This is a genomic window from Streptomyces sp. NPDC090741 (assembly GCF_044769045.1).
In the GTDB taxonomy this organism is placed as follows: domain Bacteria; phylum Actinomycetota; class Actinomycetes; order Streptomycetales; family Streptomycetaceae; genus Streptomyces.
On sequence record NZ_JBIVXF010000014.1, the window covers coordinates 1 to 14,850 of the forward strand.

General features: G+C 73.7%; 10 protein-coding genes. 5 read left to right on the forward strand and 5 right to left on the reverse strand.

Translation table 11 applies throughout. The features are described from left to right. The first annotated feature begins 313 nt into the window (after positions 1-313). The gene (locus tag ACIQU4_RS31065; RefSeq protein WP_403737688.1) at positions 314-2,380 is read left to right on the forward strand and encodes a hypothetical protein; all 2,067 of its coding nucleotides are present in this window, start codon (positions 314-316) and stop codon (positions 2,378-2,380) included. After that, entirely contained in the window at positions 2,377-3,915 is a 1,539-nt protein-coding gene (locus ACIQU4_RS31070; protein WP_403737690.1) for a hypothetical protein, read from the forward strand. The genes ACIQU4_RS31065 and ACIQU4_RS31070 overlap by 4 nt, the downstream gene beginning before the upstream one ends. 58 nt (positions 3,916-3,973) lie before the next feature. Here the strand turns inward: ACIQU4_RS31070 and ACIQU4_RS31075 are convergent, their stop codons facing one another. Then, a complete protein-coding gene (locus ACIQU4_RS31075) occupies positions 3,974-4,699 on the reverse strand; it encodes a 3'-5' exonuclease (protein ID WP_403738093.1) in 726 nt (241 codons plus the stop codon). Positions 4,700-4,790: 91 nt separating this feature from the next. Next, positions 4,791-6,113: an SAV2148 family HEPN domain-containing protein gene (locus tag ACIQU4_RS31080; RefSeq protein ID WP_385585077.1), complete on the reverse strand. Its 1,323-nt coding sequence runs from the start codon at positions 6,111-6,113 to the stop codon at positions 4,791-4,793. A 318-nt stretch (positions 6,114-6,431) separates the two neighbouring features. On the opposite strand from ACIQU4_RS31080, the gene glgX reads away from it, so the two are divergent. Continuing rightward, the gene (gene glgX, locus ACIQU4_RS31085) at positions 6,432-8,546 is read left to right on the forward strand and encodes a glycogen debranching protein GlgX (RefSeq protein WP_403737693.1); all 2,115 of its coding nucleotides are present in this window, start codon (positions 6,432-6,434) and stop codon (positions 8,544-8,546) included. Here glgX and ACIQU4_RS31090 read toward each other — a convergent pair. Continuing rightward, complete coding sequence (locus ACIQU4_RS31090; protein ID WP_403737696.1) at positions 8,531-9,865, reverse strand: MFS transporter; 1,335 nt, start codon at positions 9,863-9,865, stop codon at positions 8,531-8,533. The two genes, glgX and ACIQU4_RS31090, sit on opposite strands and share 16 nt — an antisense overlap. Positions 9,866-9,947: 82 nt before the next feature. On the opposite strand from ACIQU4_RS31090, the gene treY reads away from it, so the two are divergent. Together treY and ACIQU4_RS31100 are read left to right on the forward strand one after the other, a co-directional pair. Further along, positions 9,948-12,248, forward strand: a complete 2,301-nt coding sequence (gene treY / locus ACIQU4_RS31095; RefSeq protein WP_403737699.1) for a malto-oligosyltrehalose synthase — start codon at positions 9,948-9,950, stop codon at positions 12,246-12,248. 84 nt (positions 12,249-12,332) lie between these two features. Next, on the forward strand, positions 12,333-13,682 hold the full coding sequence (locus ACIQU4_RS31100; protein ID WP_403737702.1) for a M14 family zinc carboxypeptidase: 1,350 nt from the start codon (positions 12,333-12,335) through the stop codon (positions 13,680-13,682). Here the strand turns inward: ACIQU4_RS31100 and ACIQU4_RS31105 are convergent. Further along, a complete protein-coding gene (locus ACIQU4_RS31105) occupies positions 13,672-14,184 on the reverse strand; it encodes a GNAT family N-acetyltransferase (protein WP_403737704.1) in 513 nt (170 codons plus the stop codon). The two genes, ACIQU4_RS31100 and ACIQU4_RS31105, sit on opposite strands and share 11 nt — an antisense overlap. Positions 14,185-14,252: 68 nt before the next feature. Beyond that, positions 14,253-14,816: a DUF1707 and FHA domain-containing protein gene (locus ACIQU4_RS31110; RefSeq protein WP_403737707.1), complete on the reverse strand. Its 564-nt coding sequence runs from the start codon at positions 14,814-14,816 to the stop codon at positions 14,253-14,255. Between the last annotated feature and the right edge of the window lie 34 nt (positions 14,817-14,850).

Genomic DNA, 14,850 nt, shown 5'->3' on the forward strand with positions numbered 1-14,850 from the left:
AATCCACACCGAACCCGGAAGGCCCTCACCCGTTCAAGACACCTCAGCCGAGACCTGCATCACCCGTCCACAACCTCCCTGGACAGAACACCTAGGCCGTGTTCCTGCCGCAGAGGGGGTTCGTCCTGCGCCTCAGGATGCCGGCGGGACCGAAGGGGCGACACAAGGGGTCAATGGGGCGTTCCCTCCACCGTGAGTCACGAATGCGTAACCGAGAAGTGCCGCTTCGTCATATACCTGTGGCGCTATGCGTTCGCCCCCTTACTCTCCATCCATCGCGGCGGTGGTTCGGGCCGAACGGCTGGGGGGTCACGTGACGTTGTACGGACGGGCGGCGGTGCTCGATGCCGTCGTGCCTTCATTGGTGGGGCTCGAGTCCCGGGGCGCCGCCCGGCTGCGGATACCGGGCGGGAGTCCGCTGCTGATCGAGTGCGGCGGCGGGCGGCTCACCGGCAAGACCGCGCTGCTGAAGGAGTTATCGCACCGGTACGCGCAGCGCCTGCCGCAGGCGTACGCGGACCTCGGCGCGGCGGACTTCGGCCAGCCGGGGCTGGCCTCCTCGGCCGACGCCACCGCGGCGAACGCCTCGCGCACCTCCGACCTGCTCTTCTACCTGATGGACCGGCTGAGCCGGAAGCCGAGCGAGTTCGGCTGGAAGCCGTCCTTCCCGCGGCTCACCCAAGGACTGCTCGCGGTCACGAGCTGGCAGTCCGGGACCGTCCAGCCGGCCGAGCTGGCGGCCGCCCGCCGCCTCCTCGCGGGGCTGCTCCGGGAGAGCCAGCCCGACCTCCAGGAGCGCAACCAGCGGGTGGCGGGCTGGATCGGACAGGCCACCGCGGCCGCCGCGGCGGGGATGGGTCCCGGGGTGGGCGAGCTGGTGGCGCCGCTCATCGACATCGTGACCACCGAACTCTTCGGCCCGCGTGCCAACAAGCACGGTCTGAGCTGGTGGACAGGGCGGCGGGTCGGCCCTCAGGGTGACGGGTACGCCCAGTTGACCGAGCTCGCCATGTGCTTCCGTGGCGACGAGGACGACCGGCGGGACGCGGAGCAGCACTTGGTGGCCGCCCTCCTGGAGGACATAGCGGACCAGTACACCTGGATGCGCCTGAAGAACCGTGTGCCGCGCCCGCTGCTGCTCCTGGACAACTGCCACACTCCGCTGGGCCGGACGGTCATGGACGCACTGACCGGCGTCTGGCACGAGGAGCCCGCGAGAACGCGTCCCGGCGTCGTCGTGACCGCCCTCGCACAGGAGCCGGCCGTGCCCGACCACGAGGGCGTCGCCCCGTCGACGAGGAGTGCGGCGGGCCCGTTCTGGCGGCAGGACCGGCCGCGGACGGCGGCCGGCTGGGTGCTGAGGCTGCCACTGGCGCAGCTCGACCTCGACGAGGTCAAGGAGATGCTCGGAGGGAACCGGGCGAAGCCCGAAGCGGCCCACATGATCCACCGGCTCAGCTCCGGACGCGCCGGGATCGCCCACCCCCTGGTCCTTGCCGCCGAACGGAGGACCGGCTCGCCGGAGCCCTTCGAGCACGGCAGGCTGCTCGACCTGCCACTCGCCGACGAGCCGACGCTGCCCGTGTACGAACGGCTGCTCCGGCTCCTGACCCCGGGCGGGGAGGCCCGGGCGCGACTCGCCCACTACACCCCGGCCCTCGACGACGCGGCCGCCCACGCGCTGAACACCGACTACGTGCCGCGTCGCCCTGACGGAAGCCTCGTGGAGGGGGGCGCCGTCGTGCCCGTGGCGGAGACCAGGGGCCTGTTGCGGCAGGACGGTTGGGGCCAGGGCCGCTGGCCGGGTACCGGTGGGCCCTTCGTCGGTGATCCCACCCTGCGCGCCCTGCTCGTGCACGACCTCCGCACCCGCAGCGTAGGGCCGCCCGGGGCCGGGGAGTGGACGGGCAGACACCGGCGGCTGCGGCTCCTGTACCCCACGGACGCCGCCGCACCGCACGATGCCCGCTACCTGCACCACTCGCTCGCGATCGGGGAGAGCGACCTCGTCGTCCGCGCCCTGCACCGCCGCCTGGCCGGGCAGGACGCGCCCGGGTGGCTCGCCGCCCTCAACCTGGTCTGTGCCGCGCCGCACCCACCGGGCGACCCGGCCGGGGACGATCCCCACACGGCCGCGAACGACCCCGTGCGCCAGGCCGTGGAGCGCCTCGTGCTCGACCTGTGGCAGCAGTCGCATCCGCTCGCACCCCCCGACCAGCAGAAGATCAACAGCGTCAGACTGCAGCTGCTCACCCTGGCCCAGAACAGCCCCGTCGGCCCCCAGGAGGTCTTCTACCGGGCGTTCGAGGAGTGGCCGCACCTCCTGAACCACTGGATCCAGGCACCCGACCTGCCCACCTACGGAGAGAGTCGCCCGTGACACTCTGGCCCGCCGGACCGTTGAACCGCGCCCTGCTGATCGTCGCCCTCGCAGTCGTCCTGGGCAGCGGCGGCTACGTCGCCTACGACCGGTGGCTCGCCGAGGACCCGGCCTGCGCCCCCGGCGTGGCGCAGCGCGGCGCCCGGCACGAGTGTGTCGGCGTCACCGACGGCAGCTATGTCTTCCACCCGTCGCTGAAGCAGGTCACCGAGCGCATCAAGGCGGAGAACGACAGTGTCGCCGGCAAGTCCCCGGCCACCATCGCCCTGATGATCCCCATGGTCTCCGACGCCCCCGCCGAGCGGCGGGAGTACGTCGAGCAGGTTCAGGGCGCCTATCTGGCCCAGTACCGCGCGAACCACCAGGCCAACAACAAGCAGCCGCCCATCCGGCTGGTGCTCGCCAACCCCGGCCGGGGCTACAAGGAGTGGCGCACGGTCGCCGACCAGCTGGCGCGGGCCGCGGCCGACGGGAAGGAGAACCTGCGGGCCGTCGCCGGCATCAACATCAGCATCACCGAGACCGAGGAGGCCGTCCGCTACCTCACCCGGGAGAAGGGCATTCCGGTCGTCGCGGGTCCCATGACCGCGGACGACATCAAGAACACCGCGGCCGACCCGCACCGCTACCCGGGGCTCGCCCGGGTCGCCCCCGGCAACACCGATCAGGCCAACGCCCTCGCCTCGTACGGATCGGACATCAAGCCCGAAGAGACACTGGTCGTCGAGGACGTCCGCGAGGGCGACAACTATCTGACCAGCCTGCGCCAGACCTTCGAGAAGCTCGCCAAGGGAGCGCCCAACGCCCCGGAGACCTTCCGGTCGCCGCCCGACTTCAACGACGAGGCCAACCTCGCCAACGACTTCCACCAGATGGTGCCGGACGTCTGCGCCTCCGCCGCGAAGACCGTCTACTTCGCCGGCCGTCCGGTGCAACTGCGTCAGTTCCTCGTCGAGCTGGGCAACCGGACCTGCAACAAGCACTACACCGTCATCAGCGGCTCGCACGCCTCCACCCTGACGGTCGACGAGAAGTTCGACGGCCAGTGGGACACCCTCACCAAGGGCGCCGGAATCACCCTGCGTTACGCGTCCCTGGCCCACCCCGGAGCCTGGGGGGAGAGCAGCACGGCGACGACCGGCGGCTCCAAGGCCGCGCTGAAGGAGCTGTCCGACCTGGTCCAGAAGTTCGCGACCAAGGAGCCGGACTCGATCGGCCCCGCCGACCTCTCCGACGGCCGCGTCATCATCACCTACGACGCGGTCTCCACCGCTGTCGCGGGCATCCGCAACGACGCGGTGGGCAGCGTGAAGATGCCCTCTCTCTCCGAGGTCGCCGACAGCTGGCTGCGGCTGCACGGCAACAACCGGGTCGAGGGGGCCAGTGGCTGGATCTGCCTGGACCAGTACGGCAACCCGTACAACAAGACCATTTCCATGGTCCACCTCGACCCGGCCACCAAGACCGCCGTCTTCGACGGCATCGCATGGCCCGCCGGCCGCGCCCCCGACGCCAACTGCTCCATCCCCAACTGAAGCCGGTGGCACGCCCGTCCGGCGCGTACGACCGGAAGACCGAAACCGGCCTCGGCCCTCAGGCCGTGGCCGGCAGCAGGCTGCGCAGCGGCCACGCCGTGTCGATCACCGCGTCCGGGGTGCCCTGGCGGCGGAGGTAGGACTGGAAGTCGCGGGCCCAGCGTTCGTGCCAGGCGCCCTGGCGGGCGTGGAGGGCGACCGGGGTGAGCGCCGCCACCTGCGGGTGGCGGGCGGCTATCGCGCGGGCCACCTGCACCGCGGCCAGCGCGTCGGCGCCCGCGTCGTGCGCGGAGTCCAGGGTGACCCCGTACACCCCGCACACCGCCTCCAGCGTCCGCTTGCCGCGCCGGTAGCGGTCCACGGCCCGGTCGATGGTCAGCGGGTCCACCACCGGCCCGGTATCCATCCCGCCCAGCCGCTCGGCCAGCGAGGGCAGCCCGTGCCGGGCCAGCTCGGCCGTCAACAGCGTCAGGTCGAAGGCCGCGTTGTACGCGACGACCACCGCGCCCCGGCGCCAGTGCTCCACGAGCGCCCGCGCCACCTCGTCCGCGACCTCCCGCGCCGGGCGGCCCTGCGCCACGGCCCGCTCCGTGCTGATCCCGTGGATCGCCGAGGCGCCCTCGGGGATCGGTATCCCGGGGTCCGCGAGCCAGCCGCGCCGATCGCGCACCTCGCCCGCCCGTACCTCGACGACCGCCGCCGTCACGATCCGCGATTCCCCCGGCTCCGTGCCGGTCGTCTCCAGGTCGAATCCGATCAGCACACCGCCGTGCCAGTCCCCCATGCCGTGCCGGTCCTCCACCCCGTGCCCCTCCCCCGTGCTCCCCGTAACGCCTTCGGTCAACGACTTTCAGCCTGCCACGGGGCACTGACAGTCAGGACACCGGGCGGGAGTCCTCCCAGATCGACTCGAATTCCTCGCGGTACGTCGGGAACAGCCCGTGCTCCGCGTCGCGCGCCGGGCCGCGGGTCCCGCCGCCCCGCAGGACCAGCACCGGAGCCTCCATTCCGCGCGCCCGGCGCAGGTACGACTGCACCACCGCGATGCCCGAGGTCTCCCCCTCCACCAGGTACGCGGTGAAGCGGGGCGTCTCGTCGAAGACGTGGATCTCGAACCGCGAGGGATCCCGCAGCCCCGCCCGCACCCGGCGCACGTGCAGGATGTTCATCTCCACCGAGCGGCTCAGCTCGCCCTTGCGCAGGCCCAGCTCCCGCTCGCGCCGCTTCACGGCGCTGCTGGCGGGGTTCAGGAACAGCAGCCGGACCCGGCAGCCGGCCTCCGTCAGGCGCACGAGTCTTCGGCCCGAGAAGTTCTGCACCAGCAGGTTGAGCCCTATGCCGATGGCGTCGAGCCGCCGTGCGCCCCCGAACAGGTCCTCCGCCGGGAGCTGGCGCTGCAGCCGCACCCGGTCCGGGTGGACCGAGATGACGTCCGCGTACCGGTCGCCCACCAGGTCCTCGACCGCGTCGATCGGCAGCCGGTCCGCCGCCGGGGAGCCCGCGCCGCCGCCCAGCACCTCCAGGAGCCGCGCCGAGGCCCGCTCCGCCTGCTCCAGCACGGCCCGCGACAGGGCCCGGTTGCGGGAGACCACGTTCCGCGTGACCTCCAACTCGTCGAGCGCGAGCTCGATCTCCCGCCGGTCGTCGAAGTACGGCTCGAAGCACGGCCAGTGCTGGACCATGAGCTCCCGCAGCTGCGGAAGCGTCAGGAAGCTCAGCACGTTGTCGTCGGCCGGGTCCAGGAGGTAGCCCTTGCGCCGGCTGACCTCGCGGACCGCGACGGCCCGCTGCACCCACTCCTGCCCGGCGGGCCCGGCGGCCGCGACCACCCAGTCGTCCCCGCCGTGCACGGGCTCGTAGATCGGCCGCAGCACCGCGCCGACGACGGCGCGCAGCCGCTGTTCGATCAGGTTCAGCCAGATGTACGCACGGCCGGCCCGCTGCGCGCGGGTGCGGACCTCGCTCCACGCGTCCGCGCCCCAGTCCAGCTCGGCCCCGGCCCGCACACTCCCGGCCGCCGTCGGGGCCAGCGACACCGCCCCGGCCGGCACCCCCGTGGGCGCCCCGCCCGACACCCCGCCGGACACCCCACCCGACACCCCGCCGGGCGCACCACCGGGTGCACCTCCTGGGGCGTCCGCCGGGCCGCCCTCGTGACCGTTGTCACCAGGGGGCAGCTCCAGACCTCCCGAGCTCACCCGTGCACCGCCTTCTGCGTCTGGACGCCCGTCTCCAGTGATCACGGAAGGGTACTCCGAGCTCGGCTCCCGATGCAGCCCGATGCGGTCCGACGGGTCGTACACGGGTGGTCCGTTGACCCATTATCGGATGCACGCATAGTCCGCTGACCCGCATATCAGCTCTCCGGGTCACCCGGTAGGAGCATCCCAAGTCCCCGCGTGCGGGCCCACTTTCGGGGAAGATCTGGCAGAGACGCGGTCCACGCCGGATCGGCACCGAGACGGCACCGAGACATCAGCCCGCCAGTCGGGGGAACGAGGGGAAGAACCGTATCCATGCAGGTCTGGCCGGGACAGGCGTATCCGCTCGGTGCCACGTACGACGGCGCCGGCACCAATTTCGCGGTCTACTCCGAGGCCGCCCGACGCATCGAGCTGTGTCTGCTCCACGAGGACGGCTCGGAGACGGCGGTCGAACTGCGCGAGACCGACGCCTTCGTACGCCACGCCTACCTGCCCGGGGTGATGCCCGGGCAGCGCTACGGCTTCCGCGTGCACGGCCCGTACGAGCCCGAGCGCGGGCAGCGCTGCAACGCGGCCAAGCTGCTGCTGGACCCGTACGCGCGGGCCATCGCCGGGAGCGTCGACTGGGGCGAGGAGGTGTACGGCTACCACTTCGGCCGGCCCGATTCGCGCAACGACCTCGACTCGGCCCCGCACACGATGAGTTCGGTCGTGGTGAATCCGTACTTCGACTGGGCAAACGACCGCCCGCCGCGCCACGAGTACCACCACACCGTGCTGTACGAGGCCCACGTCAAGGGTCTGACCATGCGCCATCCCGACCTGCCCGAGGAACTGCGCGGTACGTACGGGGCCCTCGCCCATCCGGCGGTCATCGGGCACCTCACCAAGCTGGGGGTGACGGCGCTGGAGCTGATGCCCGTACACCAGTACGTCAACGACCACCGGCTGGTCGACGACGGGCTCAGCAACTACTGGGGCTACAACACGATCGGCTTCTTCGCACCGCACAACGGCTACGCCTCCGGTGACCGCGGCCAGCAGGTGCTGGAGTTCAAGTCGGCGGTGCGGGCCCTGCACGAGGCGGGGATCGAGGTCATCCTCGACGTGGTCTACAACCACACCGCCGAGGGCAACCACCTGGGCCCGACCCTGTCGTTCCGCGGGCTCGACAACTCCTCGTACTACCGGCTCGCGGACGATCCCCGGCACTACATGGACACCACGGGGACGGGGAACTCGCTGCTGATGCGCTCCCCGCACGTGCTCCAGCTGATCATGGACTCGCTGCGCTACTGGGTCACCGAGATGCACGTGGACGGCTTCCGCTTCGACCTCGCCGCCACCCTCGCCCGGCAGTTCCACGAGGTGGACCGGCTGTCCTCGTTCTTCGACCTGGTCCAGCAGGATCCGGTGGTGAGCCAGGTGAAGCTGATCGCGGAGCCCTGGGACCTGGGCGAGGGCGGTTACCAGGTGGGGAACTTCCCGCCGCTGTGGACCGAGTGGAACGGCAAGTACCGGGACACCGTGCGGGACTTGTGGCGTGGGCAGCCGCGCACGCTCGCGGAGTTCGCGGGACGGCTGACCGGTTCCTCGGACCTCTACCAGGACGACGGACGCCGCCCGCTGGCCTCCATCAACTTCACCACCTGCCACGACGGTTTCACGCTGCACGACCTCGTCTCGTACGACGAGAAGCACAACGAGGCGAACCGCGAGGGCAATCGGGACGGGGAGACCCACAACCGGTCCTGGAACTGCGGGGTGGAGGGCCCGACGGAGGAACCGGAGGTCCTGGAGCTGCGCGAGCGCCAGATGCGCAACTTCACGGCCACGCTGATGCTTTCGCAGGGCGTGCCGATGCTCAGCCACGGAGACGAGTTCGCCCGCTCGCAGGGCGGCAACAACAACGCGTACTGCCAGGACAACGACCTGTCCTGGGTGAACTGGCCGGAGCCGGGCAAACCGGCCCCCGCCCTGCTGGAGTTCACCCGGCGGATGGTGTGGCTGCGGCGCGACCACCCGGTCTTCCGGCGGCGCCGGTTCTTCCACGGCCGGCCGGTGGAGGGGACCAACGACGACCTCTCCGACATCGCCTGGTTCACCCCGCACGGGGAGCCGATGCGGGCCCGCGACTGGCAGGCACAGCACGCGCGCTCACTGACGGTGTTCCTCAACGGGGAGGCGATCTCCGAGCCCGGCTCGCGCGGGGAGCGGATCACCGACGACTCGTTCCTCCTGATGTTCAACGCGGGCGCCGATCCGCAGGAGTTCACGATCCCGGCCGGGCACGGCGCGCAGTGGCGGCTCGTCGTGGACACGGCGCGGCCGGACGTACTGCCACCCGGCACCGGACCGCAGTTCGCGGCCGGGGACCGGGTGGCGCTGACGGGGCGGTGTCTGGTGGTGCTTCAGCGCCCGGCGTAGGGGGAGCCGGACGCGGCGGCCTCCAGCGTACCCGTCACCTCCGGGGAGGCGGTCTGCTGCGCCGGGATGAAGACCTTCGGCGCGGCGGGGTGCGCCCGGGCGGCGGGCACCCGGGTCGCCAGGGCGAGGAGCAGGGACAGCGCGGCCGCCCCGACGGCGACCGCGAAGGCCCCGGCGGGCCCGTACCACTCGGCGAGGCGCCCGGAGGCGGCGAGCGCGGCGGCCTGCCCGGCGACGAGCGAGCTGGCGGCGAAGGCCGTCGCCTCGGCGAGCCGGGCCGGCTCCACGGCCCGCTCGGTGAGCGCGAAGGCGGTGATCAGGTGCGGGGCGTACGCGGCCCCGAGCACCGTGACGACCGCGTACAGCGGCCACAGGGCGTGGGTGAAGAGCAGCGGTACGGAGAGCACCAGCGCGGCGGCGGTGGCCGCGCGCCAGCGCACCCGCAGCCCGATGCGGGCGGGCAGCGCGCCGAGGGCGAGGCCCACGGCGGCGCTGACGACGCCCATCGCGGCGTACACGATGCCCGCCTGGCCGGGGACGCCCAGACGAGCGGTAAGGGCGGCGATTCCGGCCTGGCAGGCGCCGAACATGGCGCCCTGGAGGAGCAGGGAGCCCCGTACGGCGTACACGACGCGCGGGTGGCGGGCGGGGCGCGGGGCCACATCGGCGCCAGTATCGGCGCCGAGGCCGGCCTTGGGCCCCGCCCCGGCCGTGACGGCGGCGGTCGGGTGCAGGGCGAAGGCGGTGGCGAAGACGGCGACGAGAGCGGCGGCCCCGCCGAGGGCGATCGCGGGGTGCGCGACGAGCGCGGCGAGTCCGACGAGGGCCGGCCCGAAGACGAAGGAGACCTCGTCCAGGGTGCCTTCGAGCGAGTGGACGGCGCCCACCACGCCCTCGTCGGCCTTGGCGCGGTGGGCGAGGGCCACGGAGCGGGTCCGGGCGAGCGGCCCGATCAGCGGTACGGAGGCCCCGGTGACGGCGCCGATCGCGGCGAGCGGGGCGGTCGCGACACCGCCGAGGGCCCCGGCGACCAGCGCCGCGGTGGCGACCGCGTTGACCGCGGCGGCGGCCAGCACCACGGGCCGCTGTCCGTACCGGTCGGCGAGCCGGCCCAGGACGGGCCCGAAGACCACCTGTCCGGCGGAGAGGGTGCCGCCGACGATGCCGGCGGTGGCGAGCGAGCCGCTGGTCTCGGCGACCAGCAGCACACTCCCGAACTGGGACATCGCGACGGGCAGTCGCGCGAGGAAGGAGAGGAGCGGGAGGAGGGGCCCGGTCAGGGCGATGACTCTTCGATAGGTGTTGACGGTTCCGGCCACTTGATCAACATTAACCCGATGCAGTCACCCGGATGCATTGGGTAATGGCACGGAATCCGGGAAGGTGGGTACGTACGTTCTCATGAGCCAGCCGCATGCGCGCATCCAAACGGAATCCGCCCCGAGTTCGACGTACCGGCTTCAACTGCGACCGGAGTTCCCCTTCGCGGCCGCCGAGGCGGCCGTACCGTACCTCGCCTCGCTCGGCGTCTCCCACCTGCACCTCTCGCCGGTGCTGGAGGCGGTCCCCGGCTCGGCGCACGGGTACGACGTCACCGACCACACCCGGGTACGGGCCGAGCTCGGCGGCGAGCCGGGGCTGCGCGCTCTGGCCGCGGCCGCCCGGGGGCACGGCCTGGGCCTGGTGCTGGACATCGTCCCGAACCACATGGCGGTGCCGTCTCCGCTACGGCTGAACGGGCCCCTGTGGGAGGTGCTGCGGGAGGGGCCGGGGTCCCCGTACGCGCGCTGGTTCGACATCGACTGGGAGGCGGGCGGCGGCCAGGTGCTGCTGCCCGTGCTCCCCGGGCCGCCCGAGCCGGAGGCGTTCACGGTCGGCCGGGACGGCGCGGTGCTGCGCCACGGGGAGCTGGAGTTCCCGCTGCGCGAGGGGACGGCGGGGCTGGCACTGCCGGAGCTGCTGGCCGCGCAGTGGTACCGGCCGGCCTGGTGGCGCGCGGCCCGCACCGAGCTCAACTACCGCCGGTTCTTCACCATTTCGGAGCTGATCGGAGTCCGGGTGGAGGACCCGGAGGTGTTCGCGGCGACGCACGCGAAGGTGCTGGAGCTGGTGCGGGACGGGGTGGCCGAGGGGCTGCGGATCGACCACGTGGACGGGCTGGCGGACCCGGAGGGGTACCTGCGGCGGCTGCGGACGGCCGTGGGCGGGGGCTGCTGGGTGGTGGTGGAGAAGATCCTGGCCCGCCACGAACGGCTGCCGCCCGGGTGGCCGGTGGCGGGGACCACCGGGTACGACGCCCTGCACCGGGTGGACGGGGTGTTCACCGACCCGGCAGGGGCCGCGGAACTGGGCCGCCGGTACGCGGAGTTCACCGGGGGACCGGACTGGGAGCAGACGGCCCGGGCGTGCGCGCGGGAGGTGCTGACCGGCGACCTGGCGGCCGAGCTGGCGGCGCTGGAGCGGGCTGCCGGACCGGAATTGGCCGCCGGTGTACGGGAGTTGCTGATCGCCTATCCGGTCTACCGGCCCTACCCCGGCGAGCCGGAGCTCGACCCGCAGGCCCTGGTGGAGGCCGCCGCGCCGGCCGGCCTCGGCGCGGTGGCCGGCGTACGGGACCTCGTACTGCGCGATCCGGCGTTCGCGGCGCGCTTCGCCCAGACCTCGGCGGCGCTGCGGGCCAAGTCGCTGGAGGACCGGGCCTTCTACCGGCACGCCCCGCTGCTGTCGGCCACGGAGGTCGGCGGGGACCCGGGCCGACCGGCGCTCCCGCCCGACGAGTTCCACGCGTACTGCGCCGAGCTCGACCGGGACTGGCCCCGCTCCGGGACGGTGCTGTCCACGCACGACACCAAGCGCAGCGCGGACGTCCGGGCCCGGATCTCCGCGCTCTCCCAGGCCCCCGGGGCGATGGGCCGGCCCGCCGGGCCCGATCCCCAGCTGGCCTGGGTGGCCCGGCAGACGGCGCTCGGCCTCGGGGAGGTCCCCGAGCGCGCCGAGCGCCTCGGACAGGCGCTCCTCAAGGCCGTCCGCGAGGCCGCCCTGCACACCAGCTGGACCGACCAGGACCCGGCGTACGAGGCCGCCGTCGCGGCCTGCGCGCCGGACCCGGAGCTGCCCGCCGGGCTGGCCGCGGCGGCCCGGGCGAACCTGCTCGGCATGACGCTGCTGCACCTGGCGATGCCCGGGGTCCCGGAGGTCTACCAGGGCGCCGAGACGGAGTTCCGGGCCCTCGTCGATCCGGACAACCGGCGCCCCGCCCGGTTCCCGCACGAGGCCCTGGCCCGGCTGGACGCGGGGGCGCCGCCGCAGGGGCAGGCGGAGGAGAAGCTCGCGCTGACGGCCGCCCTGCTGCGGCTGCGGCGCGGGCGGCCCGAGCTGTTCACCGGGTACACGCCGCTGCCGGCCCGGGGCCCGGCGGCGGAGCACTGCCTGGCCTTCGCCCGCCCGGCCGGGCTCGTCGCGGCGGCCACCCGGCTCTCGCACCGGCTGGCCGGGGCCGGCGGCTGGCGGGACACCGCCCTGGCCCTCCCGCCGGGGCGGTGGACGGCGCTGCTGGACGGGGGGTCCTCGTACGAGGGCGAGGTACGGCTCGCGGAGCTCCTCTCGGCGCGGCCGGTGGCCCTCCTGCTGCGCGAGGGCGGGCCGGGCCCGGCGCCGGGGGCGGGGACGGGGACGGGGACGGGGGCGGAGGCGGAGGCGTAGCGGCAAGGCGTTGGCCAGGGGTTTCCGGGAAGTGTGGGGCGCGCGGAGCAGTAGGGGGCGTGCGCGGCGGGCATTGCATCAGACGTGACCCTCCTCCGTGACATGTGCTACCCCACACCATCCGAACTTGCGCTGGCCGCCCGCGCGCTGGCGGACGAGCACCCCGGCCCGGTCCGGCTCCGCCAGGCCGGCACCTCCCGGGGCGGCCTGCCCCTGTGGCTGCTCTCCGTCGAGCCGAGCGGCCGCCCGCGGGGCGCGGGCGTGCTCGTCGTCGCCGGGGCCCACGCCAACGAGCCCGTCGGCGGTGCCACCGCGCTCGCCCTCGCCCGGCGCGTCCTCCACGACCCGGCGCTGCGCGCCGGCCGCGGCTGGCACTTCCTGCTCTGCGCCGATCCCGACGGGGCGGCCCTGCACCGCACGCCCCGCCCCCACTCGCTGCTCGACTACCACCGGAACTTCTTTCGGCCCCCCGGTCCGGAACAGCCCGAGTGGGCGCCGTCTTTACTACCTCCGGACCGGCTGCCGCCCGAGACCCTGGCCCTGACCGCCCTCATCGACGAACTGCGGCCCGTCCTCCAGGTCTCCCTCCACGGCACCGACCTCGGCGGCTCCTGGGTGCAGCTCACCCGGGACATACCCGGCCTGGCGGAACCGTTCGCGAAATCCGCCGCCGAGCTGCGGATCCCGGTGGAGACCGGGGCCTCGGACGCGGCCGGCTGGCCCTCCCCCGGGCCCGGGATCTTCGTGATGCCGCAGCCCGGGGCCGACCCGGGCGGGGCGTTCCACCCGGAGGACACCCGGCTCAGCACCTGGTACCACGCCCACCGGTACGCCGGCACCACGGCCATCGTCGAAGTCCCCATGTGGGCCTCGGACCTGGTGGACGACCCCGCCCCGCACCCGGACCCGCGCGGCGCCCTGCGGATCCTGGCGGGGCGGCTCTCCGCGGACGCCGCGCTGGTGGCCCGCGTACGGGACCGGGTGCCGGAGCCCGCTGCGGCCGCCGACGCCGCCGCGCTGCTGCGCGCCGTGGACTGGACGCTCGCGCTGATCCCCCGGATCACCGTGGAGTGGACGGGCGCCGGAGCCCCCGCCGAGGCCACGGCGGCCTCGATCGGCAGCATCGACGCCTTCGGGCGGCGGCTGTCGCTGCGCGCCGCCGCGATGCTGCTGCGGGTGCTCCGGGCCCAGGGCCATCCGGCGGCCCCTGGGCTGGACCGGCTCGTCACCGGCTGGTGCGAGGAGTTCGCCGCCCGGTTCCGGGCGCGCCGGATCCCGGTGGCCACCCAGGTCGAGCACCAGACCCGTACGGTCCTTGCGGCGTACGAGCGGCTCGTGACGGAGGGGCTGGACGGCCCGGACGGGCCGGAGGGGATGGACGGACCGGGCGCAGCCGACAGGCTGGACGAACCCGACGGGACGGTCAGTGCGTAGCGGCGGCCGCCGGTTTCCCGGGCGGCGGCACGGACAGGGTGTACCGGCGCTTGGGCGCGCCGGCGGCGCCGAGCCGGTCGTAGAAGCGGATCGCGCCCTCGTTCCAGTCCGGGGTCTGCCACTGGACCTGATCGAGGCCGAGCTCGCGCGCGAGGTCCGCCACCCCGCCCATCAGCGCGGCGCCGAGGCCGTGGCCGCGGGCCTCCTCGGCGAGGTAGAGGCAGTCCATGTGGAGGTAGTGCCGGGCGTCCCAGAACGCGAACTCGGCCGAGCAGGCGGCGTATCCGGCCACCGATCCGTCCGGGGCCTCGGCCAGCAGCACCCACAGCCGGGCGCCGTCCGCGAACAGCTGCGGACCGAGCCGGTCGGCGAGGTCCGGGGGCCGGGGCGCGGACTTCTCGTAGGCGACGTGCTCGTGGACGAGCTCGACGAGGCGCGGCAGGTCCTCGGGGCGCGCGGCGCGCACGACGGGCGGGTGTTCCTGGGGGTCTTCAGCTTCCATGACCACCATCATCAGGCCCGATGCGATCCCCTCGACGGGCGGGCACGGCCTGATCCGTAAGACACCCCCTAGCTCGACGAGAGCCGGAAGTTCATCCGGCCGAAGCCGATCTGGTCCCCGTCCCGGACCACCACCGAGCCCGTCACCCGGCGGCCGTTGACCGTGGTGCCGTTGGAGGAGCCGAGGTCCGTGAGCACCCACACCCCGTCGCGCATCCCGAGCTCGGCGTGCAGCCGGGAGACCGTCTCGTCGGTGAGCCGCAGCCCGTTGCCGGGGTCGCGGCCGATCCGCAGGGACCGGGCGCTCGGGTGCGGCAGCAGCAGCTTCGGCAGCCGCTCGGCGGTCCAGGCCCGCCGGACCCCGGCGGTCACGGCCGAGGCCCGGCCCACCCAGGCGAAGACGCGCCGGGTCCACGGGCCTTCGTCGCCCGCGCGGCTGCCGAGGTCGGCGGTGAGGACGGCGAGGTCCTCCGAGCGGCGGGCGACGAGGGCGAGTTCCATACGGCGCAGGAACGTGTCGTGGGACAGCTTCCCGAGGGCCGCACCCTCGCGGAGCTGCTCCAGCGCCCGGTCGCGCTCCGTGTCGGACAGGCGCGGTACCGGGAAGGCGGGGAACTCGAAACTCGACGTCACAGGGTGATTGTCGGCCCGTCAGGGCCGGAGTGTC